Genomic DNA, 24,110 nt, shown 5'->3' on the forward strand with positions numbered 1-24,110 from the left:
GCGCCGAGCCTGGCGCGTTCCCGGCTCTAAGTTTCGTCTAAGTGTTGGTGCCCACACTGCCCTCCATCGCAACTCCGATGGGAAAGGCACCACACCATGAACACCACGACGCTGACCTCCACCCCCCGCCGCCTCATCCTGGCCCTGGTGGCCGCAGGCGCGGTGGGTGCCACCGGCGCGGGCCTCATCACGGGGCACCAGGCCCGGGCCCTGACCCCCTCCGCGCCCATCGTGGCCCAGACCCCGGCGGCCCCGGGCGGCGCGCTGCCCAGCTTCGCGCAGATCACCGCGCAGAACGGCCCTGCCGTCGTCAACATCAGCGTGACGGGCAGCACCAAGACGGCGATGGCCAATGACGACGAGGACGATGACGAAGGGCAGCCCACAGCGCGCCAGCGCCGGGGCCCGCAGATCGACCCGAACGATCCGTTCTACGAGTTCTTCCGCCAGTTCGGTTTTCCCGGCGGGGGTGCGCAGGGCCAGCCCAACGTGCCCACGCACGGCCAGGGCTCGGGCTTCATCGTGAGCCCCGACGGCCTGGTGCTGACCAACGCCCATGTGGTCAAGGGCGCGAGCGAGGTCATCGTCAAGCTCACCGACCGGCGCGAGTTCCGGGCCAAGGTGCTGGGCTCCGATCCCAAGACCGACGTGGCCGTGCTCAGGATCGACGCCAAGAACCTGCCCACCGTGCGCCTGGGCAGCACGCGCGACCTGCAGGTGGGCGAATGGGTGCTGGCCATCGGCTCGCCCTTCGGCTTCGAGAACAGCGTGACGGCGGGCGTGGTCAGCGCCAAGGGCCGCTCGCTGCCCGACGACAGCCTGGTGCCCTTCATCCAGACCGATGTGGCCGTGAACCCCGGCAACTCGGGCGGGCCGCTGTTCAATGCGCGCGGCGAGGTGGTGGGCATCAACTCGCAGATCTACAGCCGCTCGGGCGGCTACCAGGGCGTGTCCTTCTCCATCCCCATCGAGCTGGCGGCCAAGATCAAGGACCAGATCGTCGCCACCGGCAAGGTGCGCCACGCGCAGCTCGGTGTGGCCGTGCAGGAGGTGAACCAGGCGTTTGCCGAATCGTTCGCGCTCGACAAGCCCGAGGGCGCCCTGGTCGCCAGCGTCAGCAAGGGCAGCCCGGCCGACAAGGCGGGCCTGCAGGCCGGCGACGTGATCCGCCAGGTGGACGGCCAGCCCATCGTGGCCTCGGGCGACCTGCCCGCCTGGGTGGGGCAGGCGCAGCCGGGCCAGCAGGCCAGGCTCTCGGTGTGGCGCCAGGGCAAGCCGCTGGAGCTGACCGCCACGCTGGGTGATTCCAGCGACAAGGCCAGCAAGCAGGCGCGCAACGACGATGCCGTGGGCAAGGGCCAGCTGGGGCTGTCGCTGCGCCCGCTGGACCCGCAGGAGCGCCGCGAGGTGGGTGTGAGCGAGGGCCTGGTGATCGAACAGGCGCGGGGCCCCGCCGCGGCGGCCGGTGTGCAGCCGGGCGACGTGCTGCTGGCCATCAACGGCGCGCCGGCCCGGAACATCGAGCAGGTGCGCACGGCCATGGCCAAGGCGGGCAAGTCGGTGGCGCTGCTCATCGAGCGCAACGGCGACAAGATCTTCGTGCCGGTGCGCCTGGGATAAGCCGTGGGGGAGGCCCGCCGTCGGAAAAGATCCTGCGGCGGGCTGCGCGCATCAACGCGGCAGCGCCTCCACTTCCTTGGTCCAGCGGTCGATCAGGCGCCTGCGCTCTGCGGCCTTGCCGTATTTCTCGAAGTCGTATTTGATGAGCTTGACGTTGTCCAGCGTCGGGATGCGCGGGTCCATCTTGAAGCTCTTGTTGGCGGGCACCTGGTAGCTGCCGACCTGGGCGCCCACGGCCTGGCCTTCGGGGCTCATCAGCCAGTCGTAGTATTTCTTGGCGTTCTCCATGTTGCGCGCGCCTTTCACCAGCGCGATGCCGCCCACCTCGTAGCTGGTGCCTTCGCAAGGCGCCTGGGTCTTGACCGGGTACTTGTCGGCCTTCCACTTCTCGAAGTTGAACATGAAGGTAATGCCCACGCCCACCTCTCCCTTGGCCACGTTGGGTGCCTGCGCCTGGCCGCTGCGAGTGTAGGTGGTGGTGTTCTTGTGCAGCGCCTTGAGGTAGTCGAAGGCCTTCTCCTCGCCCATGAGCTGCACCAGCCCCGCGATCACCGTGTAGGCCGTGCCGCTGGAGGCAGGGTGCGAGATTTCCACTTCGCCCTTGTACTGGGGCTTGATCACATCGGCCCAGCACTGCGGCTCGGGCAGCTTTTTCTTCTTGAGCGTCTCGGTGTTGTAGCCAAAGCCGATGGCCGAGCTGTAGAAGCCCCCCACCTGGTGGCCCGACATCGCGTACTGGCGCACGCTCCAGCCGTGCAGGTCATGCAGGTAGGCCGGGCGGTATTCGGCCAGCAGGCCCTGCTCGGCCGCTTGCAGGAAAGGGTCGCCCGTGCCGCCCCACCAGATGTCGGTCTTGGGGTTGTTGGCCTCGGCGCGCAATTGGGCCGCGATCTCGCCCGTGCCTTTGTGGGCCTGGTTGACCTTGATGCCGGTCTTCCTGGTGAACTCCTTGGCGGCGGCTTCGCACCAGGGGGCGTCGGTGCTGCACAGCGCGTTGACCGCGCCCTGTGCCTGGGCGCCTGCCGACAGCGCGGCAAGCACGGCCGCGGCGGAAATGAACCGAATCTTGTGGAATGCCATCGATCTTGCTCCTTGTTCTCTGTTGGTATGGATCGAACTGAGGGTCGGGCAGTGGGCCCGACGCACGATGATTGTGACAGTGATGTGACAGAAAAGCGGCGAACGGGATGCTCCGCATGGCGGTGGGCCGTGGCGCCACCGCTATCCTTTGAGGGGCGATTCCCCTCGATCCATTGAACCCATTGCCATGCGCCTCCTGCTTGTTGAAGACGACCCCATGATCGGCGAAGCCGTGCAGGACCTGCTGCGCGCCGAGCACTACGCCGTGGACTGGGCGCGCGACGGTGATGCGGCCGACACCGCCTTGCGCACCCAGCCCTACGACCTTGTGCTGCTGGACCTGGGCCTGCCCAAGCGCGACGGCCTGGCCGTGCTGCGCGACCTGCGGGCCCGCAAGAACCGCACCCCCGTGCTGGTGGCCACCGCGCGCGACGCCGTGGCGCAGCGCATCGAAGGGCTCGACGCCGGGGCCGACGACTACGTGCTCAAGCCCTATGACCTGGACGAGCTGCTCGCCCGCATCCGCGCGCTGCTGCGCCGCGCCGCCGGGCGGGCCGAGCCGGTGTACGAGCACAAGGGCGTGTGCATCAACCCCGCCACGCGCGAGGCCACGGTGCAGGGTGTTCCCGTCGTGCTCTCGGCGCGCGAATGGGCGGTGCTGGAGCCGCTCATCGCCCGGCCTGGCATGGTGCTGTCGCGCCAGCAGCTCGAAGACAAGCTCTACGGCTGGGGCGACGAGGTGAGCAGCAACGCGGTGGAGGTCTACATCCACGGCCTGCGCAAGAAGCTCGGCGCGGAGGTGCTGCTCAACGTGCGCGGCGTCGGCTATCTCGTACCCAAGGCATGACCCGCAAGCTCACCCAGGCCCTCCAGGGGCTGCTTCCCCGATCCTTGCGCATGCGGCTGCTGGTGTTTCTGCTCGCGGCCATCGTGCTGGCCGGGGCGGTGCAGGGCGCGCTGGCCTACCGGGGCGCGCTGGCCGAGGCCGATGCGCTGTTCGATTACCACATGCAGCAGACCGCGCTGGCCCTGCGTTCGGGCCTGCCGGTGGATGCGCAGGGCCTGGGGCCGGGCCTGGACCCCGAGGACGAGAACCACGAATTCATCGTGCAGGTGTGGACCAACGAGGGCCTGCGCATCTTTGAATCGGCCGTGGGCGCGGCCCTGCCGCAGATCGCCGTGCTGGGCTTCACCGACGTGCAGGCGCGCGGCGGCACCTACCGGGTGTTTTCGATGCAGACGCGCTCGCAGGTCATCCAGGTGGCGCAGAACATGGCCGCGCGGCGCGACATGGCCCGCAGCCTGGCGCTGCGCACGCTGGCGCCGCTGGCCATCATGGCGCCGCTGCTGGTGCTGGCCGTGTGGTGGGGCGTGAGCCGCTCGCTGGCCCCGGTGGAGCGTGTGCGCCGGCAGCTGGCCCAGCGGCAGGCCGACGACCTCTCGCCGGTGAGCGACGCGCAGCTGCCCGACGAAGTGCAGCCGCTGGTGAGCGAACTCAACCTGCTGTTCGAACGCGTGCAGCGCGCCTTCACCGCCCAGCAGCACTTTGTGGCCGATGCGGCGCACGAGCTGCGCTCGCCCCTGGCCGCGCTGCGCCTGCAGCTGCAGGGCCTGCAGCGCGCGGGCGACGATGTGGCGCGCGCCGCCGCCATCGAACGCCTGTCCGCCGGCATCGACCGTGCCACGCGCCTGGTGGAGCAACTGCTCACCCTCGCCCGGCAAGAGGCCGGAACGGCCGCCACCGACCCCGTGGACCTGCGCGCCGTGGCCCAGCTGGCCCTGGCCGACGTGGCCCCCGCCGCCCAGGTGCGCGGCATGGATGTGGGCCTGCTCGATTCCGACGCCGCCACCGTGCCCGGCAACGCCGAGGCCCTGCGCATGCTGGCGCGCAACCTGCTCGACAACGCCATCAAATACACTCCGCCCGGCGGCCGGGTGGACCTGCAGGTGCGCGCCGGCAATGGCCATGCCGTGCTCACGGTGGAAGACAGCGGCCTGGGCATCGCCCCCGAACACCGCGAGCGCGTGATGCAGCGTTTTGTGCGCGAAACCGCCGATGGCGCTCCCGGCAGCGGCCTGGGCCTGGCCATCGTGCAGGCCATCGCGCAAGGCCATGGCGCCACCGTGCAACTGGGGGCCTCGCCGCGCCTGGGCGGCTTGCTGGTGACCGTGCGGTTTGGTGCAGGTCTGCTGGCGGCAACCCCCCTGGACGCAGGCGCCATGGGCTGATGGTGCTTCAAATTTAATAGCTTTTGGCGCTTGATGGATAAGCGCTGGAGGCCAAAAACACTCAAAATCTGAAGGCTGGAGGTGTCCGCAGACACCGTCGCCTCTGCGCCAGGCCCCGTGGGCGCGCCGCCGCACAATGCGCAGGCGCCGCACCCACTGTGGCGCCCCTGTCTCCCATTGCCCAAGGAAGCACCCGCATGCACTTCATCGTTCTCGGCGCAGGCGCCATTGGCTGTTATGTGGGGGGGCGCCTGGCAGCGCACGGCCAGCCGGTCTGCCTGGTGGGGCGCCCGCATGCGCTGGAGCCCATCGCCCAGCAGGGCTTGAAGGTGACGGACCTGGACGGGTTCGACCGCACCGTGCCCGTGTCTGCGCTGCGGCTGGCCTCCACGCTGGCCGACGCCGCCCCCGGTGCCGACAGCATCATCCTGCTGTGCGTCAAGAGCGGCGCCACCGAGTCCGCCGTGCGCGAACTGGCGGCGGCCTGCGCGGCCGGCACCCCCGTCATCTCGCTGCAGAACGGCGTGGACAACGTGGCCTGCGTGGCGGCGCTGGCCCCCGGCCTGAACGTGCTGGCGGGCATGGTGCCGTACAACGTGGTGCTGCGTGGCGCCCAGGTGCACCGCGCCACCGCGGGGCATCTGCAGCTGCAGCGCGACGCCGCCACCGAGCGCATCGCGCCGGTGTTCGATGCGGCGGGCCTGGCCACCGTGCTGCCCGCCGACATCCGCGCGGTGCAGTGGGGCAAGCTGCTGCTCAACCTGAACAACCCGGTCAATGCGCTGTCGGACCTACCCTTGCGGCAGGAACTGCTCGACCGCGACTGCCGCCGCGTCTTCGCCGCCCTGCAGACCGAGGCGCTGCGCGTGATGGCGCGCGCGGGCATCACCCCCGCCCAGGTCACCGCCGTGTCGCCCACGCTGCTGCCCCATGTGCTGCGCCTGCCCAACTGGCTGTTCACCCGGCTGGCCAAACGCATGCTGCAGATCGACGCCAAGGCGCGCTCGTCGATGTGGGACGACCTGGAAGCCGGGCGCGTGACCGAGATCGATGCGCTCAGCGGCGCGGTGGTGCGGCTGGCGGCGCAGCATGGGGCACAGGCACCGCTCAACGCGCGCATGTGCGAACTGCTCGGCGGCCCGCGCCAGCGGCTGAGCGGCAAGCAGATGCGGCAGGCGCTGGGGCTGTGACCAGTCAGGCCAGCGCCTTGTCCAGCGGCACCCGCAGTCCCGACTTGAGGCTGCCCAGCGCCACCGAGGTGCGAAAGCGCCGCACATTGTCATCCCCCTCGAACAGCCGCTGCGTCAGGGCCTCGTAGTCCGCCATCGACGCCACGGTGACCACCAGCAGGTAGTCGGCCTCCCCCGTCACGCTGTAGCACTGCTGCACCGCGCCCTCGGCCGCGATGCGCGCGCGCAGCGGGGCGGTGCGGTCGGGGCGCTCGTTCTCCAGGTGCACCTCCAGCACGATGGTCAGCGGCATGCCCACTTTCACCGGGTCGAGCACGGCCACGTTGGCGCGGATGACGCCGCTGTCGTGCAGCCGCCGGATGCGCCGCTGCACGGCGGGCGCCGACAGGTTCACCGCCTGCGCAATCACCCGCTGGGGCGTGGTGTTGTCGGTCTGCAGGATGTCCAGGATCGCGAGGTCGAAGCGGTCGAGCGGGGGCGGGGTGGGCATGGAATCCTCTCAAGCAGCGAGCGAAAGTTGCGTGCACGGCCCGAAATAAGAGAAAAAAGCACGCACGGGTCGAACTATATTTTTACCCATGACCGCGTCGCGCTTTCAACGATTCTTTCCCTTCCTGGCTGTTCTGGGCTCCGTCACCGCCCTGGGCATTGGCACGTCCTGGGCCAAGCAGCTGCTGTTTCCCGCCGTGGGCGCGCAGGGCACGACCGCCTTGCGCGTGGGTTTTTCCGCCGTGCTGGTGCTGCTGCTGTGGCGGCCGTGGCGCTGGCGGCTGTCGCGCGCGGATGCCGCAGCCCTTGCCTGCTATGGCGCGGCGCTCGGGGGGATGAACCTGATGTTCTACATGTCGCTGCGCACGCTGCCGTTTGGCCTGGCCGTGGCCATCGAGTTCTCGGGGCCCCTGGCGGTGGCCATCTGGTCGTCGCGCCGCGCGGTGGATTTCGTGTGGGTGGCCCTGGCGATGGCCGGGCTGGGCATGCTGCTGCCGCTGGGGCTCAACGGCAGCACGCTGGACCCGGTGGGGGTGCTGTATGCCCTGGGCGCGGCCGTGTTCTGGGCTCTGTACATCGTGTTCGGCAAGCGCGCCGGGCACCTGCACGCGGGGCATTCGGTATCGCTGGGCCTCCTGGTGGCGGCGCTGGTGGTGGTGCCGGTAGGCGTGGCGCATGCGGGCGCTGCGCTGCTGTCGCCGGCCTTGCTGCTCATCGGGGTGGCGGTGGCGGCGGTCTCCAGCGCCATTCCGATCTCGCTGGAGATGATGGCGCTCAAGCGCCTGCCCAAGGAGGCTTTCGGCATCATGATCAGCATGGAGCCCGCCGTGGCCGCCGTGCTGGCCGTGGGCCTGCTGGACGAGCACCTGAGCCTGCTGCAATGGCTGGCCATCGGCTGCATCGTGGCGGCGTCGATGGGAAGCGCGTTCACGGCGGGGCGGTCCGCCGCACCGGGGCACGCCGCGCCGCATCCGGCCTGACACGGCGGGCGTTGCCCGCCGCGACGGTTCCGTCGCGGACAGGCTCCAATCTGGCAGGCGCGGCCCTCTCTCCGATCCCTTGCCCACCCGATGGCGGCCCGGCGCGGGGCGATGCCTGGGTTGTGCTACCGCGATTCCCACACCCGAACCTCGCGGTGGCCTACGTCATCGCGCCGCCGCCTTTTCTACCGTGGAAGCCATGGAGGGATGGCACGCTGGCATCCCCGATGCCCGCCCGGGCGCGGCCCCGCGCCGGGGGGCAGGAGCGGTGGCCGTCCGCTGGACGCTGCACCGATCGATATACCCACCACAGCCCCTACAGGAGTCGCCCATGCGCATTCCCCCGCTGCCCCAATCCGAAGTCGACGAGGCTGAACGCAAGGTCAGCGCCATCCTGGAAGACCTCGAAGAAACCACCGATTCCGATGTCAAGGACATCGACCTGGAAGACGTCGTGGAAACCGATACCGCCAGCGGCAAACCCGCCGTGCACCAGACCGTGGACATCACCGTCCAGCCGCGTGCCCGGCGCAAGTGGCTCAAATGACGACCACGCCCCAGGAGATGGGTGGCCTGCGGTGGGCCTGCCTGCCCGCCGGTCACCCGGTGGCCGAACCCCGGCCTTCGCGCCACTGCAGCACACGCGCCACCAGTTCGGCATAGCCGGGCTCGGCGTGCGCCAGCAAGGGCAAGCCCGTCTCTCGCACCGCGTGCCCGACTGCCGGGGCCCACTGCGGGGTTCCAGGTTCTGCCTGGCTGCGGGCCATCTTTGCCAGCACCAGTTCCTGGCCCCAGAAGTACACCTGCTGCGCGTGCACGTTCGATTGCATGCGCTGCACATCCGCCAGGGCCTGGGGTTCGGCCAGCCCGAGCCAGATGTCGGCATACAGAAAATCGACGGGCGCGCCCTGGGGTTGCCATTGCAGCGCATCGGACTGAACCAGTGCCACCTTGCGCGCGGCGGCATCGGGCAGCCCCTCCAGCACACGGCACAGGCCAAACAGCTGCAGCACGTCCTGGTCCCGCTCGACCACCGTCACGCGGTCCACCGCCGGCTGCAGCGCCATGTTGGCCGCAACCCAGCCCATGCCCAGCCCCATCACGACGACGTGGCCGCGGACATGGCGCAAGGGCAGCTCCTGGCTTTCGATTTCCATGGGCGAGAGCGACATCCAGGTGTCCCACCCGCCCTTGCCGTTCTCGCGCATCAACACGGCTGAACCCGAGGCGACACACGGGCCGCTGTGGTAGCCGCAGTCCAGCCCGACGCCGCCACGCCTGATCCGCCAGGGGCCCACGGCACCATCAGGGTAGTGCGGCGTGTGCCAGGGCGATGTGAAGACGGGCAACGCGAGCGCTTGCGCCAGCACGCTGGCGGAAGGCTCTGAAAAGGAAGCGGCGGGCAGAGGAGGGGATGGTGGCGGTGTGGACACGCGGCTATCTTAGAGGACGCCTTCGTGGCCGGAAGCAGGGCGCGGTGGTCCAAGATCGCCCCCCGCCCGGACGTCTTTCACGCCTGGGGCCGTGCCTTGGTTGCGAGTGTCCGGGTTCAAATGCGCGCGATGGGCCGGGTCGAGCACGGCATCCGGCCTGGCGCGTGGTGCTTTCAGCTACGGCTCTCCCATCGGAGTGCATCCTCTGGCGGGCTTGGTTTGTGGCCCGCCTCCTACGGCAGCAGGCCACGGTACGGCGCCCAATGGGCTTTCTGCCCAAGGAGCGCACCATGGCCACAGACCCCAACGAACACCCCGCCCACCGAGTCCCCGAGGAATTTCCTCTGCCCCCGGGCGATCTGCCGCCCAGCACCGAACCGCCGACCCTGCCACCACCACCGCAGCTGCCCGATGGCTCCGGTCCAGATCCTTACCAGGGCGAAGTTGAGAACGAGGACGATGACCCGGTCGGCAAGCCGCCGAGGATGTGAGCCGATGGCCGCCGTTGGCGCTCCGCCTGAGCGAGGGGGCCGGCTCCACCACGCCTGCGCAGCCCTGACGGCGCTTGTATCTCGGCAACCAGGGCACATGCCTCTCCACGGGCGACTGTGACGCTGGGTGTGGGTGACGCCATGCGTACGGTGAGGCCTAAAGCAATCTTGCACCGTAGACCGCGGCAGGGAGCGGCCCCGCTCTCGAAGAATGGCGGGCTGTCAGCTGCCAGGCGGCTGATGCAGGGGCAGGCCTTCAGCTGTGGTGATCGGAGTTGGCGCGGTAAGTGATCCAGCCCGCGGTAGTCGGCACGCCGCCCGGACGATCTTTTGGATGGCTGCGACCTTCCAGCACAGGCACCTCGTCAAAGTCGAACGGGCTGAGCCCATCGATGCAGGCGACGTTCACACCATACTGCGTGGGCACGGAACGCCGGGAGTGGAAGGTGTATATCCCGCACACGGAGCAGAAATAGTGCTTGGCCTGTCCGGTGTTGAATTGATAGAGCGTCAGTTTGTCCTCACCCGCATGCACATGAACGTCATCCAGGTTGACAGAGACTGCTACCGCGCCCCGCATGCCGCAGTACGAGCAGTTGCACCGGCGCGCGCTGCGCAATCCATCGGTCAAAAGCAAAGTGAACTTCACGGCGCCGCAATGGCAACTGGCGTGAAGCTCTTTGCGGCCGTCGAAATCAGCTGGGGTCAAAATCGCCTCCACTAACGAATCAGCACATGAACAGATGAGCCATCCGGATCGACTGGCGCAACGCCAGGTCCGCTCCTGGCCGGATTCTGCCCGATGACGAACGGTGCGGCGCCCGCGTGCCTAGGTTCGAGCTGGCGGCATCTGGTCGAAAGCCGAGAGCGGCATTTCCGTCCCGTCATGAGCGACCACCACGCCTGCCGTGGAATCGGAAATCTCAATCGGACGGCTCCAGAACTCGGTCTTGGGAGGTGGCTCCTTCCGATTCTGGTCCGCAACGGCGCCATAGCATCGGGTGATGTACAAGTCCTCTGCCTGCTGGGCTGTCAGGATGATCTTCTGGGGGTACTTGTTTTCGTGGTCACGCCAGTGGGTGCGGAACGCGTTCGAGAGGCGGCGGAATACATCCAGCATGCCTGGGCGATAAGGGGGGAGGTCAACAATGTTCTGGGCTGCCATGGGTTCGATTTTGCCCATGAAACCCGGAAGAAAAAAAAGCCCGCACTCAGCGGGCTTTAACTTGCTCAAGGCAAGGAGGGGAGGGTTGTCGCAGAGCAGGGCGACGGAGCAATCGTACGGGGGCTGACGGCCTGCTTTTGTCAGACAACGCCGCATGAATCCATGGCGGGCTGGGGGAAGGAGCGCCGTCTCAATGCCCGTAGGCGCGGGGCCAGCCAAGCGGCGAGGGCAGGCGCAAGCGGGGCTGCATCTGTGGGAGGTTACGGGTCGATCTCACTGCCGTACCGTGGTGCTCCCACAATGTCACCGGGAACGGATCGTTGGGCGTAAGCCGTTGATTCGTAAGGGGCTCGGGGTCCTCGACAGCTCTCACATTCTGCCCACCAAGTCGCATGAATACTCACTTCTAGGAAGCACACACGCCGACGGCTTGGGCCTGTATCTCGAAATCACCAAGGCAGGCGGGCGCTACTGGCGCATGAAGTACCGCTTCGCCGGAAAAGAAAAGCGCCTGGCCTTTGGCGTCTACCCCGACATCAGCCTCAAGGCCGCCCGGGAGTCCGCCAGCAAGGCCCGCAAACTGCTCCAAGACAACCAAGACCCCGGGGAGGCCCGCAAGGAACAAAAAGCTCGGGTCGTCCACGAAAACCGCAACACCCTCGAAGCCCTGGCCCGTGACTGGATCGCACACCAGTCGGCCCGCTGGGAGCCTGTCACGATGGGCCGCATCCAGGCCTCACTCGAAAACGACATCTTTCCCGCGCTGGATTCGCGCCCCATGGCCAGCCTGAAAGCCCGGGACGTCATGGATGCAGTCAAACAGGTGGAAGCACGCGGCGCGGCCGATCAGGCCGGCCGCGTGCTGCAGCGCGTGAAGGCCATCTACCGCTGGGCCGTCACGCACCAGCGGATCGAGACCAACCCCATGCTCGATCTGGTGCCCTCGGAAATTCTCAAACCCCGCACGGTCCAACACCGGGCCGCCCTGGCGGAAAAGGAGCTTGCCAGAATTCATGCGCAAGCTTGCCGCCTATGACGACCGTTTCACAGGAGCGCATGTATCAGTTTCTTCGCCTGATCACAATGGCGCATGCGCTTCGTCGCCTCGGTTTTCAGGGCGCTGCCTATACTGCGGCAGCCTGCTTAACCCCTGTGATGCAGTCCCGTAGTGCTGGATGAATGAGAGCGGTTGACGTTTTTTGTGTGAGGTGCATAGGGTTGTGCCCCGCACCCTGAATCGCGCTAAGAACAAGGGGTAAGAGCCGCTTGCCTTTGATTTGCTCGAACTGCACGCCATTCGCCAAAAGGTCTACGGCTGATGGGAGGTTGTCCATCTTGCGTAGAGCAGTGTCCTTGAGGCTGCTGCGCTTCTGCGCAAACTCAGCCGCGAAAGGTGCACTATGTGCCGCGATCACAGCCGCGACCATTTGCTGGGCATCTTCAAGAGGAATGTCGTACACCGCAGAAATGTGTTCCGGTCTACAGAATGTGTGCTCGATGTCGGTGAAAGGGGTGACAAACACTGTTGTACGGTCGGGAAGTTTTTTCGACTCGTTGGCCATCCACCAAGCTTTTTCCACTTCCGTCATTCCATCACCATCTCGATGAACGAGCACGTAGGTGTTGTATGCCTGCCTTGTAAAGTAGTCGGCAATTGGAACTGCAGCAGCCAAATTGTTGACCCCATTTAGGGGCTGCAGAAAATACTCTCCTTCTTGAAGCCCGTTTGCCGCGAGGAAAACGCGGAGTTTCGCGGTTTTCGTGTCTTCAGTGAGAAGCACCACCCGCTGTTGGCCAGCGTGCAGCAACTCGAAGCTATCCAAGGCACCGAGGTCCAAAAGTACCGACAGATTCCTTTTGTCCGTCCCATCCTGTTTTGTGCCAGATTTCAGCCAGACGGGTTGCGTTGTTTCGTCTTGCGCGAGAGCATCAAACATATGTCTGCTATGAGTGGCGAGTACCACCTTGGTACTGCCAGCCTCAGAAATTTTTTGCAACGTAAGCGCGAGCAGCCTCTGGTTTGACGGGTGTAGATGCGCGTCTGGCTCATCTAAGAGAAGAAGTGCAGGGTTGTATGCAGTGACGTATGCGACAAGCTGAATGGCTTGAAGTGCGCCTGTCCCAACCATTTCCAAAGGGACCTTACGACCATCTTGTTCTACGGTGATGTCGATATAGAGATGGGCCTCAGGATCGAATTCAGATGAAATAGTCAGCCCGGGAAACACTGATGAGATCATTTCGTGGAAGCGCGTCAGCTTCGCTGGCTCCTTGCAGATTCTGAACAGAACGTTTCTGAGGTAGACGTTTGAATCACCTTGAGCAATTCCATTCGCGACAACCGAAGGTGTCCATCAGGCCCATCATGTCGCCCTCTGCCGTCTGGGTGGCGTCCTGCATCTTGGATGCGAACTCAGCGGCGGCCGTCACCGGCATGCGCAGCTGGATGCCCAGGTAGGCGGCCGATTCACCCAGGCCGCCCAGGATGGCTTTCGAGGTCATGCCCTGGCGGCGCAGCATCGTCATCATGTCGATGAAGTCGGCCGTTGTGCCTGGCAGGCGATCCCCCAGGCGCGTGGCCAGGTCCAGAATCTGCTGGAACTCTGGCCCCACCGCGCCGGTTTTCTCCATCATGGACGCGCGCAGCTGGGTTTCGGCGTTCTCTGCTGGGATGAACGCACCCACCACCGAACGCAGCGGGCCGGCCATCTTGTTTCCGCCGGCCATCAGCGCCGCGCTACCGGCGGCCATCATGCCCACGTGCATCATTTCGCTGCCGTGCTTCTTGCGCAGCTCGGCCAGCTTGCGCTGCTGTTCGCCCATCTTGGCCAGCTCGGCCCGCTGCTTGGCCATCGCGGCCGTGGCGCCGTCAATATCGGTTTTCAGTCTGGCCTGGGCGGCGCTCAGGTTGCCGGTAACGCCCATTTCGTTCAGCTTGCGCCGCGCGTCGCCGGCCACCACGCGCTGGCGGTCCAGTGCGGCGGTCAGTTTGGCCACCGCGTTTTCCTCTCGCGCCATGGCGGTGCGCGTGGCGTCGCCACTGGCGCGCATGCCGGCCAGCAGCGCCTGGCGCTGCTTGAGCTGGTTGTTCAGGCGCTGGAACTCGGCCGCCTGGGTTTGCACGTTTGTGACGGCCGCTTGCTGGGCGTTCAGCTGCTTGAGCTGGTCCTTTGCGGCCTTGAGCGCGCGGGCGGTTTCGGTGCCGCCGGCGCTGATGCGTTTCAGCGGGGATAGAACGCGGTCCACCAAATCGAGGACCACGCGCAGGCGCAGGTTGTCAGCCATGGCGCCCCCCACGGGCGCCACAGCGGGCGCGGTGTGTCAGGTGGGGAAGTCGGCGCCCAGCAGCTGCCGCGCTTCGGCCAGGTCGGCCGCCTGCGCCCGGTCGCGCGCCATCACCCAAACGTACACGGGCAGCAGCAGCACGCCCAGGGCCATGATGGCCAGGGCCGTGATAAGCAGGTAGGTCAGGGCGGTGAACATGGTTCATTCTTGCACATCCAGAAGGCGCAGGGGTAACGGGTCATTCGTGGCGCTCGTAGCGCTCGCGCGCCCGCTCTCGCCACTCCATCAGCTCGGCCACCGTCATGGAGTCCATGTCGGTGGGCCGCCAATGGAACACCATGGCCAGGTCGGCCATGGCGTCCTCTACTCGGGCTGGAATGCCTCCCGCTGCGCCTTCGGCACCAAAAAAGCAACCACCTCCGTTCCCAGCGCCACAAGGTCGGCGGGGTCCATGGTGGCCACCTCGTTTTTCAACAGGGGCGGCTCGGTCACACGGGGCAGCAGGGTTTGCAGCGCCGTGACGTTCATCTGCAGCACTTCCACCAGGGACAGGCCGCGCAGTGCGCCGGCGTTGGGCTTGCGCACATGCACGCGGGTAATGGTCTGGTCGCCGCGCTTGATGGGGGTGTCCAGGGGCACGCCTTCGGCGGCCTTGGCTCCTGCGGCGGTGGTTGCGGGGGTGGTGGTCGGGTCGATGATCATGGTTTTGAATCTCTCGAAGGGGAAGGGGGCGCGGCCCAGTGCTGGGCCGCTGCGGGGTGGTGGTTTGGCGGGGTGGTGCTGTCGTTACACGCCCAGGGCGGCGCGCACCTCGGCCAGACGGTCGGTGCCGTTGACCGTTTCGACCATGTTCACCACGTCGATTTCGATCAGGGTTTCGCCGTTGATCGTCAGCTTGTAGTAGCTCAGGGCGAACTTGTATTTCAGCTCGGTGCCTTCGCCGGCCTTGGCGCTGCCAGGGTCGATTTCAGAGATACGGCCGCGCATCACGACTTCGAGCGCGTCCACGCCCTCGCTGTCGTCGGACTGCAGCGCGCCGGCGAAGCGCAGCAGCACCGCGTCGTGGCGCAGCGCGCCCCACTTGGTGAACAGGTCTTTCATGTAGCCGGCGGCCGTCAGCTCGGCCTCCATGCCTTCCATGCCGAAGTCCGCTTTCACCGGGGCATTCATGCCCCCGCTGCGGTAATCGTCCATCTTGCGGGCGAGCTTCGGCAGCGCCACTTCGGGCATTTCGCCCAGGTAGCTGATGCCATCCACGAACGTGGCGAAGTTCTTAATTTTGCGGGGAAGTCCCATGGTGTTCTCCTGTAGTCAGTCGGTGCGGTTGGGTGCTTACTGGCCGGTGCCCACGCGCAGGGCGAAGTCGGCAAAGTAGCGGTCAGTGATGCGCTGGCGAAAACTCAGGTCTTCCAGCGGTGGCACGGGCGTGTAGTCGTAATCGAGGGTCATCTTTCCGGCTTTGAGCGTGGCCGTTTCGTTGATTTCCTCGTCGTACCAGGCCTTGCCGTCGAGGATGTAGCCCATTGCCTTCAGCTCGCGGAACTTGGCGTTGATGCCTTCCAGAATGTCTTTCACCAGGCTGGGGTGCAGCGGCTTGTCAACAGCCCAGAAGTGGCCCTCGGCCATGGTGTCGGCCAGCACCTGCGCGGTGCGGGTGGCGCTCTCAAAAACGAACAGCTCGTCGTTCGTGCAGGTGCGAGATCCCCAGAAGCGGAAACCCTGCGAGCGAATCAGCGTGGTGATGCCGGCGGCGTTCAGCAGGCCCGCGTCGGTGTCGGCGCTTTGCAAGTCCCAGTGCACGTCCTTGGTGATGCCCAGCACGCCATTGATGGGCACATTCGACAGGCTCTTGTGCCAGCCCTGCTCGCTGTCGATGCGGGCGCGCAGGCCCAGGGCAAAGCCCACGGGCGAAACCTCCTCCACCACGCCGGTGCCGGTCTTCGCAACCTTCCAGCCTGGCCACAGCAGCATCAGCTCGCGGGCGTCGAAGTTCTCGCGGTAGTCGATGGCCTCGGATGTGTCGGCGCCGTGCGCCTCGGCGTACACAAAGGCGCGCAGCTTCTGCGCCACCGCCACCAGGGCCGTGGTCGCTGCCTGGCTGTCGAGGCCAGGGGCGCCCAGGATTTTGGGCTTGACGCCCAGCTTTGCCTGGGCCGACAAAAGCGCCTGCATGCCGGTGTAGTTGCTGCCCAAGGCGGTGCCGATGGTCTTGCCGTCTTGGTCGGCTTGCTTGGCTGCAGCGTCTGCGCCTTCACCATCGGCCACGCGCACCACCACCAGCACCGGGCTGGCCTGCTCCTTGATGGCGGCCAGGGCACCCGACAGCGTGCCCAGCGTGCCGGTCTTTGCCATGGCGGCGTCGATCTTTGTCACCAGCACGGCGGTGTTGAGGGGAAACGCGGCGGCGTCCGCGTCGCTGGCCGTGGCAATCAAGCCGATGACCGATGTGGAAACGATGCGCAGCGGGCGCTGGCCTTCGTTGATTTCCAGCACTCGGATGCCGTGGTGGTAGTTGGCAGCTGTGGCCATGGTGTACTCCAGTTGAAAGGGTTGGGATGGACCTACCGATGGTCCTGCGCCCGCACTTTCAAAGCCACCGCTTGGCCCTGTGTGGGCCGAAAGCACATGAAAAAGCCCGCCGGGCGCGAAGCCGGGCGGGCTGTGTTTTGTATGGCGCGGTCTATACCGCTTGGCCCATTTTTAGGGGTAGAGCGCGTAGGGCTGAACTTGAATGCTGCCGCCTCCAATGACGAAAACGCCTGCGAGATTGGTAAACACTTCAGCTTCAAGCGTGACGCGCCCCAATTCCGCTACCGCCGCCCCTGTTGCGCTATCGACGGAATAAACGATCAGTAGCATCTGGCGAGTCGCACTGTCCATTGAGGTCGCAACTCGAAGTATGGTGTTGAGTGGATAACTACCGATGGGGTCTACCTTCGTAGCCCCGGGCTGGCCATCTGCTTTAACTATCCATTTCTCAGACTTGATGGTGCCGTTGTTGGTACCGTTTGGTTCGAAGAAAACGCCCACCCCTCGGAACCACATCAGCTGGGTCACAGGGTAGCTAGGGCTAGGACCTTGTCCTAGCTCTTGCCAAGCGCCGGAGGCGTTTGGAGCCGCATGAAAGCAGATCCCTGCATGGCCGCCATTGGTTGCTTCGGGCACGATGTCAAAGAAAACTCCTCGTGCACCATTCGTTTGGAGATAGTCCATCCCCAAGTTGAAGTATTTGTTCTGTGGTGCGCCCACGTACGTCGGGGAAGCCGTGATGACCTTATGCGCTCCTACGGCGAGACCGGCACTTTGGGCATGTACCAAACCAGGAACTGCGGCCATCAGAGGCAGCAGCGTTGCAGATTGCAGAACCTTGCGACGTTGAATAGTCATAAAAAATCTTCAAAGAGTGATTAATTGAAACGCACGCTTTGGCAGACAGACTCGGGCTATGCGACACGCTTGGCTAAGAGTCGGTGCCCCCTCTCGGTGCCAAAACATCATGTCACGCGAGGTGTGAAATTCTTGCTATCGGATGACTGTAGATACCTCTTTTACGAACTGACACGAGCCGGGAACAACCAGCACTGTGCGCAGGCGAAGGCCAGGCTTGGCCGCCACACAAAGCAGAGTCACGGCACTTCCTTTGATTGGATGGGGGAGTCGAGAATTTCCAGCGCACGGCCCGGCGCGATCAGGCCCACCGCTTCCAGGGCGTGCACGCCCTCGCGGGTTTCCGGGTCGTTCAGGTCGATGTGCTGGGCAGCGTTGACCTTGGATAGATACCGGCGCACCTGCGCGGCATCCACCGTGGCTCCGATGGATGCCAGGTCAATCTGCACCGCCTCGGGGTCTGTGAAGCGCGACAGAAAGGCTTTGCGCGACACATCGCGGGCCACATAGGGCGCCTCTGGTTCTGGCTCTGGTGGCGGCGCCACGTAGGGCCGCATCACCCAGGCCAGGCCGTTCCAGTTGGCACGCGGCTGGCCCTCGGTGGTGGTGGTGGTCTGCGATGGCGGGGCCATGGGCACGGTGCGCATCTCGTCGGCGGGCACACCACCAACGAACCACCCGAAGTAGTCGTACTTAAACGGCAAGGTAAATCTCCAGTGCGTTGGGGTTGGTTTCGTAGCGGCGAGCTGCTGTGCCGGTCTTGGCAGCGTTGAAGATCAGCCCTGATCCGTCCGCCTTGGCGGTGACGGTTGGGACCCCTTCGGCGCCTTTCCAGAATGCTGGCAACCACTTGAACTGCACGCCATCGGGTGTCGCCAGCAGTGCGTTCCAGTTGTCGGTGCCGTTCGTGAGTTGCACGGGGATATAGAGCACGCCCCCCATTTCGGCACCTTTCGCGCCCATTGCCGCCACGCGCAAGCCGTTGGGCTCAAACTCCCCCACCGTGCCCGGGGTCCATGCGTCGCCGTCCGTGCTGTAAATGGTGGAAACAGTCCCTTCCGCCACGGTCAACAGCACGAACCTGCCCCCCACGGCATATGCGGTTCGGGTGCCCCCTGGAAGCGCCGCACTCGCGGTCGCCAGGCCTGCGGAGTTTGCCCATCCATCCAGTCCATTGGCGCTGCGCTCTGCCACGGTCGCGCCGTTGTTGACGGCCAGCCAGCGCGTCCCGTTATAAAGAACATTTGTCCAGCTCTGGGCCGTGGCGAAGTTCCGGTTTGTTCCGCCAGGGTTGGCGAGCGTCAACGACTTGAATGCCGTCATCGCTCCGAGGCCCAACACGTACCCAATGCCTCCCGCCGACACGGTATCAATCGAATCCATGCTGGCGCCCATCACCCAGGTGACGCCGTTATCCACGGACGTGCGAAAGTAGCTGGCCCCCGCATAGGTAGTGCGCAGCAGCAGAAGCGAACCCGCAGCCACCAGCGAACTACCCGCCACCGCTTGGCCGGCTCCCGCGTTTCTTGCGGTCCAATCGCGCAGGTTGGTGGACGTGTAAACAAACTCCGTCAACCCCGCGGTGGCAACGTACACCGTCCCGTTGTGGACGATGTTCTCGTACAGGGAGTCGGGCGAGTTGACCCCCCTCACACGGTACGGGGTCACGAATCGTTCAGGCACGCCGCTGAATCGGCCCGCGCCGCTCCACAGCGGGCGCGAGCGCCTTTGCACGCCCATGGCCGCGCGCGTGGCCTCGCCCTGGCGCTGGGTTTCGGAAAAAACTGCAATATCGGTCATGGTGTGGTTTCCTCCACGGCGGTCAGGCCCGACAGGGCTCCGCCCGTGTAGTTCAGGGTTTCGGTTCGGGTGCGGCCGTCATGGGCCGTCACCACCGTGGCCAGGCGGCCTTCGGCGTCGTAGGTCAGGGTCTGCAGCGCAACCTGGCCGCCCACGGTGGTGGACAGCGTGGCAATGCGGCCCAGGCCGTCGCGGGTGATGGTCTGCAGGCTGGGGCCGTTGGCTGGCCCCAGGCCCAGGTGCGAAGGCTTGAGCGTGACGGCCGGCCCGGTTTGCCCGTTGACCACGCCCACCTTGGTGTTGGTGAGAAAGGCCACGGTGGTCCCCAGGTTGGTGATGCTGCCCTGCAGGCCGGCCACGGCCGTGGCCAGTTCGCCGTCCGTCACGCGGGTTTCCATCAGCGCGGCCAGGGTGTCGCAGGCGCTATCAACGGCGCCCAGGGCGTCACGCAAGCGCAGCACATCGTCTTGCAGCAGGTTCTGCGGGTGAGGCAGCGCCAGGTTCAGCGCCGGGGTGCGGTCGTTCGTCATCACAGCACCGCCGTGCGCAAGTTGGTGGCCCACGGCCGCGCGTTGAAGCTGCCGTGCAGCGTGATGCGCAGGCGCAGGCGCTCGGCCGCGAAGTCTTCCAGGCGGTAGGTCAGCTCCATGACGCCCGCTGTCATCGGGCTGGACGACAGGTAGGGAACCTCGGTCCAAACCGCGCCAGGCGCATCAGCCAGCGCATGCAGCTGCAGGGATGTGCCGGCCGGCAGATAGGCTTCGAGCGTCACGCGCACATCCACCACGCCGCCAGCGCCCAGCATCGGGCTGATGTAGTCGCCCGCGTTCTGCAGCGAACCCACCACCAGCTGGATACCGGGCTCCAGCACGGCGGCAAAGTTGGTGTCGCCACGCAGACGGGCTTTCACCTGCACGGGGCCGGTGTACCGGCTGGGCAGCTCCACCACCTGGCCAGGCGCTGCCAGCACGATGTGGGCAATGCCGGTGGCTGCAATCTCCATCACGCACGATGCGGCCGTGCTGGGCTGGTGGGCGTAGGCCTGCACGCACAGGTCAGTGGCGTCCACCACGTTGACGGTGCCCAGGTCCAGCACCCGTTCGGTTTCGGTGTAGCTGGCCGCCATTAGCGAAAACGTCAGGTCTTGGTCTTGGTGCGCGGTCCAGGTGCTGGCGTTGGAGCTGGAAAGCATCACGCCCACTTGGTAGGGCTGCGATGTGACCCACCGCATGGAGTTGGAATCCCAGCCGCCCAGCTTGGCCAGGGCCAGGGCCGTGGCGTTGTCGTCGCTCAGTGCCACCAGGGCGTACTCGCGGCCGGCCTGCAACACAACTGGGCTCCATTCGGCCCGTGTGGGCGTGCCGTCCGTCTTGATGGCAGCAGGCAGCAGCCAGGCCTCGGCCAGCACGCGGGGCGATGGGTAGCCGGCCTCGGCTTCGCGCAGCTGCACCAGCGCGCCGGTGGTGCCCTTGGCGGTAAACCACAGGTCCACGCCGGTGCAATGCTCGGGCTTGTCCAGCACGAACGTCTGCGCCAGCGGGTCCACGAACACCGGCTGGAAGTAGATGATTTGCGACAGCTCGCGGTCCACGCGCTCGCCCTGGCCAGTGAACAGGGTGTTTGCGGTGCTGCCACCCGTGCCACGGAACACCACCGACTTGGTGCCGGCCGGCACGTTGGCGGGGATGGAGAACGTTCCACTCAGGCGGCCGACCGCGTCGGCGGTGAGCCTGCCGCCTGGCAGTGGGTCGGCGTCCACCGCGATGCCGTCAAACGTGACCGACTGCAGGTTTTCACCGGGGCCGAAGTCGAGGTCGAAGCGCACGTCGATCTGGCGCAGGTATTCCAGCACGGTGGTGGTTTCCTTGCGCACCACCTTCTCGCCATTGCCGAAGCGGAACGACGAGGCCACGCTGGTGGGAACGCCCAGGGTGTCGTGCACTTCGGTCCAGCGGTCCACGGCCGGCGTCAGTGTCACCGGGCGGGGCAGGGGGTCGAAGGCGTTGTAAGGGTTCACCAGCATGCTGCCCGTGCGAGCGTTCTGCGCGAGCGCCACGCGGTGGGAGTAGGCCGGGCTCTGCCGCGTCTTGATGGCCTGGCCGATCTGGTGCACGGTGAAGGTGATGGGCAGGCACAGCGCGCCGTTGGCAATCAGCGCGGTCTGCGGCTGGCCAGCGTCCCGCATGGCGTTGGACAGCATGGGGTCAGCAAACAGGCCCTTTTTCACGCCGGAATGGCGGCCGCTAATGTCCACCGCCAGACGCAGCTCGGCCAGGTCTTGCCACATGCGTGCAATGGACTCGTCCTGTTCGTTCAGCTTCTCCATGGGCACCATGCGCACGCCGTCCAGCGTCACGCGGCGCTGCTCGTCCCAGGTCTGATACACCGATGCGATGGTCAGCACGTTTTCAGGCACCTGGGGCGCCAGCGGGAGCCAGGGCGAAGGCACACCGCGCACCCACGCAATGTCGCCATCAGCCGACAGCGTGAGCCGGTCGATACGGCGCAGCGCGAAGTTGTACGACAGCAAAACGGTGGTGCCCGCCACGGCGTCCGTGACGGTCAGGCCGCGCGTGTCCACATCGGTGGCCGCCACCTGGGCGATGTAGAGGTACGTCACCTGATAGGTGCTGCCCGGTGCGGGCTCTGGCCCGCTGGGGGACCAGTCCACCTGGCCGGCGGTCAGCTTGTAGTTGGCGGGCTGGTTGAAGGTTGTGCCGCCCTGCGTAATCAGCTCGATCTGCTGCACGCTGTTGTCGGGCAGCGGGTCGGCTTGGCCCACAAAACCACCGTGCACCACGTCCACGGTGCGGCGCTTGATGATGCGCACTTGCGGCACCCCCACCATGGGCCAGCGGTCGAACTCGATGCGCTGCGCGCCGTCCGTGGTGGACAGGTGCGGCTCGCTGTCGATCCATTGCAGGTCGGGCTGGGCGTTGAACACCACGCGCCGGCCGCTGGGCAGCTCCAGGCCGGCGCCGTTGATGCGCGCGGCGCCTTCGGCCAGGTTGTAAACCTGTTCACCCGTGGGCAGGTCGGCCGCCTTGCGCAGCTCCATGCCGCGCACGATGTACGAACCGCCCGTGCTGGCCACGTCATAGTTTTTGAGGGCCTGCGTTACCGCGTCGATATTGGGCGGCGCTTCCTTCGGGCGCACCCAGCCATCCTCCACCGTCCACACCGGGAAGAACTCGCCGGCCTGGCCGCTGCCCTGCACGCCCCACGTGAGCTGCACGCGCTCGCGGGCGGCGCCTGGCTCTTGATAGCCGTCCGTTCCTCTGGCTGGGTTCAACAGGTCCGGGTCTTCCAGCTCGGTGATGATTTCGCGTGTCAGGTACACGCCCACGAACACCACCCCTACGGTGGCGATGACCAGGGCGGCCGGTGGCACGCCGCGCACCTTCCCAGCCACATAGATGGCGCCGTTTTCGCAGGTGGTGGCCCCGGTGGCGTGGTTCACGATGATGCCGGCGCCGCTGATGATGGAGCCCTCTTTCATCAGCATGCCGGCAATGCCTGCGATGCGCGCGTGCATCTCGGTTTGCACCTCGTTCAGCTCGGCGCTTTGCAGCACGCGGTCAGCGCGGAACAGGTGGCGGTCGTAGTCTTTGGCCGGGTCGAACCGGTCATAAATGGCGTTTGGGTTTGCGCTCATGGTCAGAAGGGCAGGACGTATTCAAAGGTTTGACGCACCGCACCGTTGCGGGTGAAGGCGGGCACGCGCTCCAGGGTGTAGAGGCGGCCAGGCTGTGCGATCTGCGCGGGCGTGTAGTAGCGCTGGCCAGCAGGCAGGCCGCCCACGGGCGCGGCGCCGAAGGTGATTCCCAGCTCTCGGATGGTTTCGCCGTCCGCGTCCTCGAAGTTGAAGACCACGCGCACGTACAGCCAGCGGGTGGGGCCGGCCACCACCTTGTATTTGCTGCCGCTGGGCAGCTCCACTTCGCCGGCCGCGTCGGGCTCCACATAGCCCACGAACGTGGCCAGGCGGCGGCCCACCTCGTCCACCAGGGCGGTGGCGTTGCTGGGCTCGGGGTCCGCCACAGCGTCCCAGGCCGGCAGGCCACGGCCCCAGGCCAAATGCACGGGCTGTGCGGCCATGGCCATGGCCAGGGCAATGCGCCCATCGTCTTGCAGGGTTGCCATCAGTTGCTCTCCGTTGATTTCGATTCGATGAAAACGGGGCGCCAGCGCTGGCCGCCCCAGGTGCCCTCCCATCCCTGCGGCTGCGGCAGGGCGGGCGGTAGTTCTTCCAGGGCGTCGGCGGTGCCGGCCAGCTCGGCCGCTGGCGCGCTCCATGGGGTTGCGTCCAGCGTGGCGATGCCTGGCGCGCCGCCTTCGCCCTGCACGCGCACGTAGGGCGGGGACTCTCCGCGCATCAGCTCGCCCAGGCCGCCGAACTCATTGGCCAGCAGGCGGGAATCCAAGCGCCAGCAGTCGAGCACCAGCTTGTCGTTGCGCGTGAGCTTGGCCGCGTAGGCCGCCGTGGCGGTGGGCAGCGGTTGGCCGGCCGTGCGGGTGGTGGTGCCGGTGTGCTTGATGCCAAAGCTGGCCTTCACCGGCTCGCCGGTGGAAACGTCCCCCCACACACCCGAAGACCCACCCAGCTGCGCCGTGTCCAGCGGCTGGCCAGCGTCCAGGCGCAGGGGGCGGCGGTCGTGCCCCCAGTACACGCGCCAGAAGCGCACGTGGGCCGGCACCGACTCGCGCACAACGTGCGCAATCTGGGCAATCTCTGCGGCCGTGGCGGGGCGCCCCAGGTTCAGGTGCAGATAGGGGCCGCTCTGGTCCACGGTGGCACCGGCAAAGCCCACCCACGACAGCGCTAGCTGTTGATTCTCAGGAGGTTGTTCATGGCCGGAATGCGGCTCATGGGCGGCTGATGGCTGAGAGCGGAGTGTGGTCGACACCAGTTGTAGCCGTCAATGAATGGCTGCAATGCAGCTTGGCGCTGGGCTGAACTC

At 66.3% G+C, this 24,110-nt stretch carries 28 protein-coding genes; 8 read left to right on the forward strand and 20 right to left on the reverse strand.

What is annotated here, in order from left to right:
• Nucleotides 1–96: 96 nt before the first annotated feature.
• Nucleotides 97–1,620, forward strand: coding sequence for a DegQ family serine endoprotease (locus tag AC1RCS_RS12085; protein WP_218339650.1), 1,524 nt, complete (start codon nt 97–99; stop codon nt 1,618–1,620).
• A gap of 51 nt (nt 1,621–1,671) precedes the next feature.
• Here the strand turns inward: AC1RCS_RS12085 and AC1RCS_RS12090 are convergent, their stop codons facing one another.
• Nucleotides 1,672–2,700, reverse strand: a complete 1,029-nt coding sequence (locus AC1RCS_RS12090) for an ABC transporter substrate-binding protein (protein WP_218295999.1) — start codon at nt 2,698–2,700, stop codon at nt 1,672–1,674.
• A 187-nt stretch (nt 2,701–2,887) separates the two neighbouring features.
• Between AC1RCS_RS12090 and AC1RCS_RS12095 the strand changes: the two genes are divergently transcribed.
• The 3 genes from AC1RCS_RS12095 (at nt 2,888) to AC1RCS_RS12105 (ending at nt 6,119) form a co-directional block, all read left to right on the forward strand.
• Nucleotides 2,888–3,547, forward strand: a complete 660-nt coding sequence (locus AC1RCS_RS12095; protein WP_218295998.1) for a response regulator transcription factor — start codon at nt 2,888–2,890, stop codon at nt 3,545–3,547.
• Complete coding sequence (locus tag AC1RCS_RS12100) at nt 3,544–4,929, forward strand: ATP-binding protein (protein WP_492244534.1); 1,386 nt, start codon at nt 3,544–3,546, stop codon at nt 4,927–4,929. Before AC1RCS_RS12095 ends, AC1RCS_RS12100 begins: the two co-directional genes overlap by 4 nt.
• Before the next feature lie 197 nt (nt 4,930–5,126).
• Nucleotides 5,127–6,119: a 2-dehydropantoate 2-reductase gene (locus tag AC1RCS_RS12105; RefSeq protein WP_492244533.1), complete on the forward strand. Its 993-nt coding sequence runs from the start codon at nt 5,127–5,129 to the stop codon at nt 6,117–6,119.
• 4 nt (nt 6,120–6,123) lie between these two features.
• Here the strand turns inward: AC1RCS_RS12105 and AC1RCS_RS12110 are convergent, their stop codons facing one another.
• On the reverse strand, nt 6,124–6,609 hold the full coding sequence (locus AC1RCS_RS12110) for an Lrp/AsnC family transcriptional regulator (RefSeq protein WP_218339647.1): 486 nt from the start codon (nt 6,607–6,609) through the stop codon (nt 6,124–6,126).
• An 88-nt stretch (nt 6,610–6,697) separates the two neighbouring features.
• Here AC1RCS_RS12110 and AC1RCS_RS12115 point away from each other — a divergent pair, with 88 nt between their 5' ends.
• Together AC1RCS_RS12115 and AC1RCS_RS12120 are read left to right on the forward strand one after the other, a co-directional pair.
• A complete protein-coding gene (locus tag AC1RCS_RS12115) occupies nt 6,698–7,588 on the forward strand; it encodes an EamA family transporter (RefSeq protein WP_218295994.1) in 891 nt (296 codons plus the stop codon).
• A gap of 331 nt (nt 7,589–7,919) precedes the next feature.
• Complete coding sequence (locus tag AC1RCS_RS12120) at nt 7,920–8,135, forward strand: hypothetical protein (RefSeq protein WP_218295993.1); 216 nt, start codon at nt 7,920–7,922, stop codon at nt 8,133–8,135.
• 52 nt (nt 8,136–8,187) lie between these two features.
• Here the strand turns inward: AC1RCS_RS12120 and AC1RCS_RS12125 are convergent, their stop codons facing one another.
• The gene (locus AC1RCS_RS12125; protein WP_492244532.1) at nt 8,188–9,021 is read right to left on the reverse strand and encodes a hypothetical protein; all 834 of its coding nucleotides are present in this window, start codon (nt 9,019–9,021) and stop codon (nt 8,188–8,190) included.
• A gap of 290 nt (nt 9,022–9,311) precedes the next feature.
• Between AC1RCS_RS12125 and AC1RCS_RS12130 the strand changes: the two genes are divergently transcribed.
• Nucleotides 9,312–9,512, forward strand: a complete 201-nt coding sequence (locus AC1RCS_RS12130) for a hypothetical protein (RefSeq protein ID WP_218295992.1) — start codon at nt 9,312–9,314, stop codon at nt 9,510–9,512.
• A gap of 256 nt (nt 9,513–9,768) precedes the next feature.
• On the opposite strand, the gene AC1RCS_RS12135 is transcribed toward AC1RCS_RS12130, so the two are convergent.
• Both AC1RCS_RS12135 and AC1RCS_RS12140 read right to left on the reverse strand, forming a co-directional pair.
• A complete protein-coding gene (locus AC1RCS_RS12135; RefSeq protein ID WP_492244531.1) occupies nt 9,769–10,221 on the reverse strand; it encodes a GFA family protein in 453 nt (150 codons plus the stop codon).
• 120 nt (nt 10,222–10,341) lie between these two features.
• Nucleotides 10,342–10,677 carry a hypothetical protein gene (locus tag AC1RCS_RS12140; protein ID WP_218339644.1) on the reverse strand — a complete coding sequence of 112 codons (336 nt, stop codon included), beginning with the start codon at nt 10,675–10,677 and terminating at the stop codon, nt 10,342–10,344.
• A gap of 430 nt (nt 10,678–11,107) precedes the next feature.
• Here AC1RCS_RS12140 and AC1RCS_RS12145 point away from each other — a divergent pair, with 430 nt between their 5' ends.
• Nucleotides 11,108–11,713, forward strand: a complete 606-nt coding sequence (locus AC1RCS_RS12145; protein ID WP_492244529.1) for a tyrosine-type recombinase/integrase — start codon at nt 11,108–11,110, stop codon at nt 11,711–11,713.
• Nucleotides 11,714–11,801: 88 nt separating this feature from the next.
• On the opposite strand, the gene AC1RCS_RS12150 is transcribed toward AC1RCS_RS12145, so the two are convergent.
• The 15 genes from AC1RCS_RS12150 to AC1RCS_RS12220 form a co-directional block, all read right to left on the reverse strand.
• On the reverse strand, nt 11,802–12,917 hold the full coding sequence (locus AC1RCS_RS12150; RefSeq protein ID WP_492244528.1) for an ATP-dependent nuclease: 1,116 nt from the start codon (nt 12,915–12,917) through the stop codon (nt 11,802–11,804).
• Nucleotides 12,918–12,990: 73 nt separating this feature from the next.
• On the reverse strand, nt 12,991–13,962 hold the full coding sequence (locus AC1RCS_RS12155) for a phage tail tape measure protein (RefSeq protein ID WP_492244527.1): 972 nt from the start codon (nt 13,960–13,962) through the stop codon (nt 12,991–12,993).
• Between the two features lie 36 nt (nt 13,963–13,998).
• Nucleotides 13,999–14,160, reverse strand: coding sequence for a hypothetical protein (locus AC1RCS_RS12160; RefSeq protein ID WP_492244526.1), 162 nt, complete (start codon nt 14,158–14,160; stop codon nt 13,999–14,001).
• A 40-nt stretch (nt 14,161–14,200) separates the two neighbouring features.
• Nucleotides 14,201–14,317 (reverse strand): GpE family phage tail protein, encoded by a 117-nt coding sequence (locus tag AC1RCS_RS12165; RefSeq protein ID WP_492244525.1) that lies wholly within the window; start codon nt 14,315–14,317, stop codon nt 14,201–14,203.
• An 8-nt stretch (nt 14,318–14,325) separates the two neighbouring features.
• Nucleotides 14,326–14,664 (reverse strand): phage tail assembly protein, encoded by a 339-nt coding sequence (locus AC1RCS_RS12170; RefSeq protein WP_492244524.1) that lies wholly within the window; start codon nt 14,662–14,664, stop codon nt 14,326–14,328.
• 84 nt (nt 14,665–14,748) lie between these two features.
• Nucleotides 14,749–15,258 (reverse strand): phage major tail tube protein, encoded by a 510-nt coding sequence (locus tag AC1RCS_RS12175; protein WP_396503887.1) that lies wholly within the window; start codon nt 15,256–15,258, stop codon nt 14,749–14,751.
• Nucleotides 15,259–15,294: 36 nt separating this feature from the next.
• Complete coding sequence (locus AC1RCS_RS12180) at nt 15,295–16,491, reverse strand: phage tail sheath subtilisin-like domain-containing protein (protein WP_492244523.1); 1,197 nt, start codon at nt 16,489–16,491, stop codon at nt 15,295–15,297.
• 171 nt (nt 16,492–16,662) lie between these two features.
• Entirely contained in the window at nt 16,663–17,349 is a 687-nt protein-coding gene (locus AC1RCS_RS12185) for a hypothetical protein (protein ID WP_492244522.1), read from the reverse strand.
• A 239-nt stretch (nt 17,350–17,588) separates the two neighbouring features.
• Nucleotides 17,589–18,053, reverse strand: coding sequence for a hypothetical protein (locus AC1RCS_RS12190; RefSeq protein ID WP_492244521.1), 465 nt, complete (start codon nt 18,051–18,053; stop codon nt 17,589–17,591).
• Entirely contained in the window at nt 18,043–19,149 is a 1,107-nt protein-coding gene (locus tag AC1RCS_RS12195; protein ID WP_492244520.1) for a hypothetical protein, read from the reverse strand. Before AC1RCS_RS12195 ends, AC1RCS_RS12190 begins: the two co-directional genes overlap by 11 nt.
• The gene (locus AC1RCS_RS12200) at nt 19,146–19,679 is read right to left on the reverse strand and encodes a hypothetical protein (RefSeq protein WP_492244519.1); all 534 of its coding nucleotides are present in this window, start codon (nt 19,677–19,679) and stop codon (nt 19,146–19,148) included. The genes AC1RCS_RS12195 and AC1RCS_RS12200 overlap by 4 nt, the downstream gene beginning before the upstream one ends.
• On the reverse strand, nt 19,679–22,804 hold the full coding sequence (locus tag AC1RCS_RS12205) for a DUF4815 domain-containing protein (protein WP_492244518.1): 3,126 nt from the start codon (nt 22,802–22,804) through the stop codon (nt 19,679–19,681). Before AC1RCS_RS12205 ends, AC1RCS_RS12200 begins: the two co-directional genes overlap by 1 nt.
• A 2-nt stretch (nt 22,805–22,806) precedes the next feature.
• The gene (locus AC1RCS_RS12210) at nt 22,807–23,292 is read right to left on the reverse strand and encodes a BW3TFN family phage tail fiber component (RefSeq protein WP_492244517.1); all 486 of its coding nucleotides are present in this window, start codon (nt 23,290–23,292) and stop codon (nt 22,807–22,809) included.
• Nucleotides 23,292–23,939: a hypothetical protein gene (locus AC1RCS_RS12215; protein ID WP_492244516.1), complete on the reverse strand. Its 648-nt coding sequence runs from the start codon at nt 23,937–23,939 to the stop codon at nt 23,292–23,294. Before AC1RCS_RS12215 ends, AC1RCS_RS12210 begins: the two co-directional genes overlap by 1 nt.
• Before the next feature lie 32 nt (nt 23,940–23,971).
• Nucleotides 23,972–24,110, reverse strand: a 139-nt coding sequence (locus AC1RCS_RS12220) for an integrase core domain-containing protein (RefSeq protein ID WP_492244691.1), incomplete at its 5' end; no start/stop codon positions are given.

This window comes from Acidovorax sp. GW823-FHT01C06, assembly GCF_058798375.1.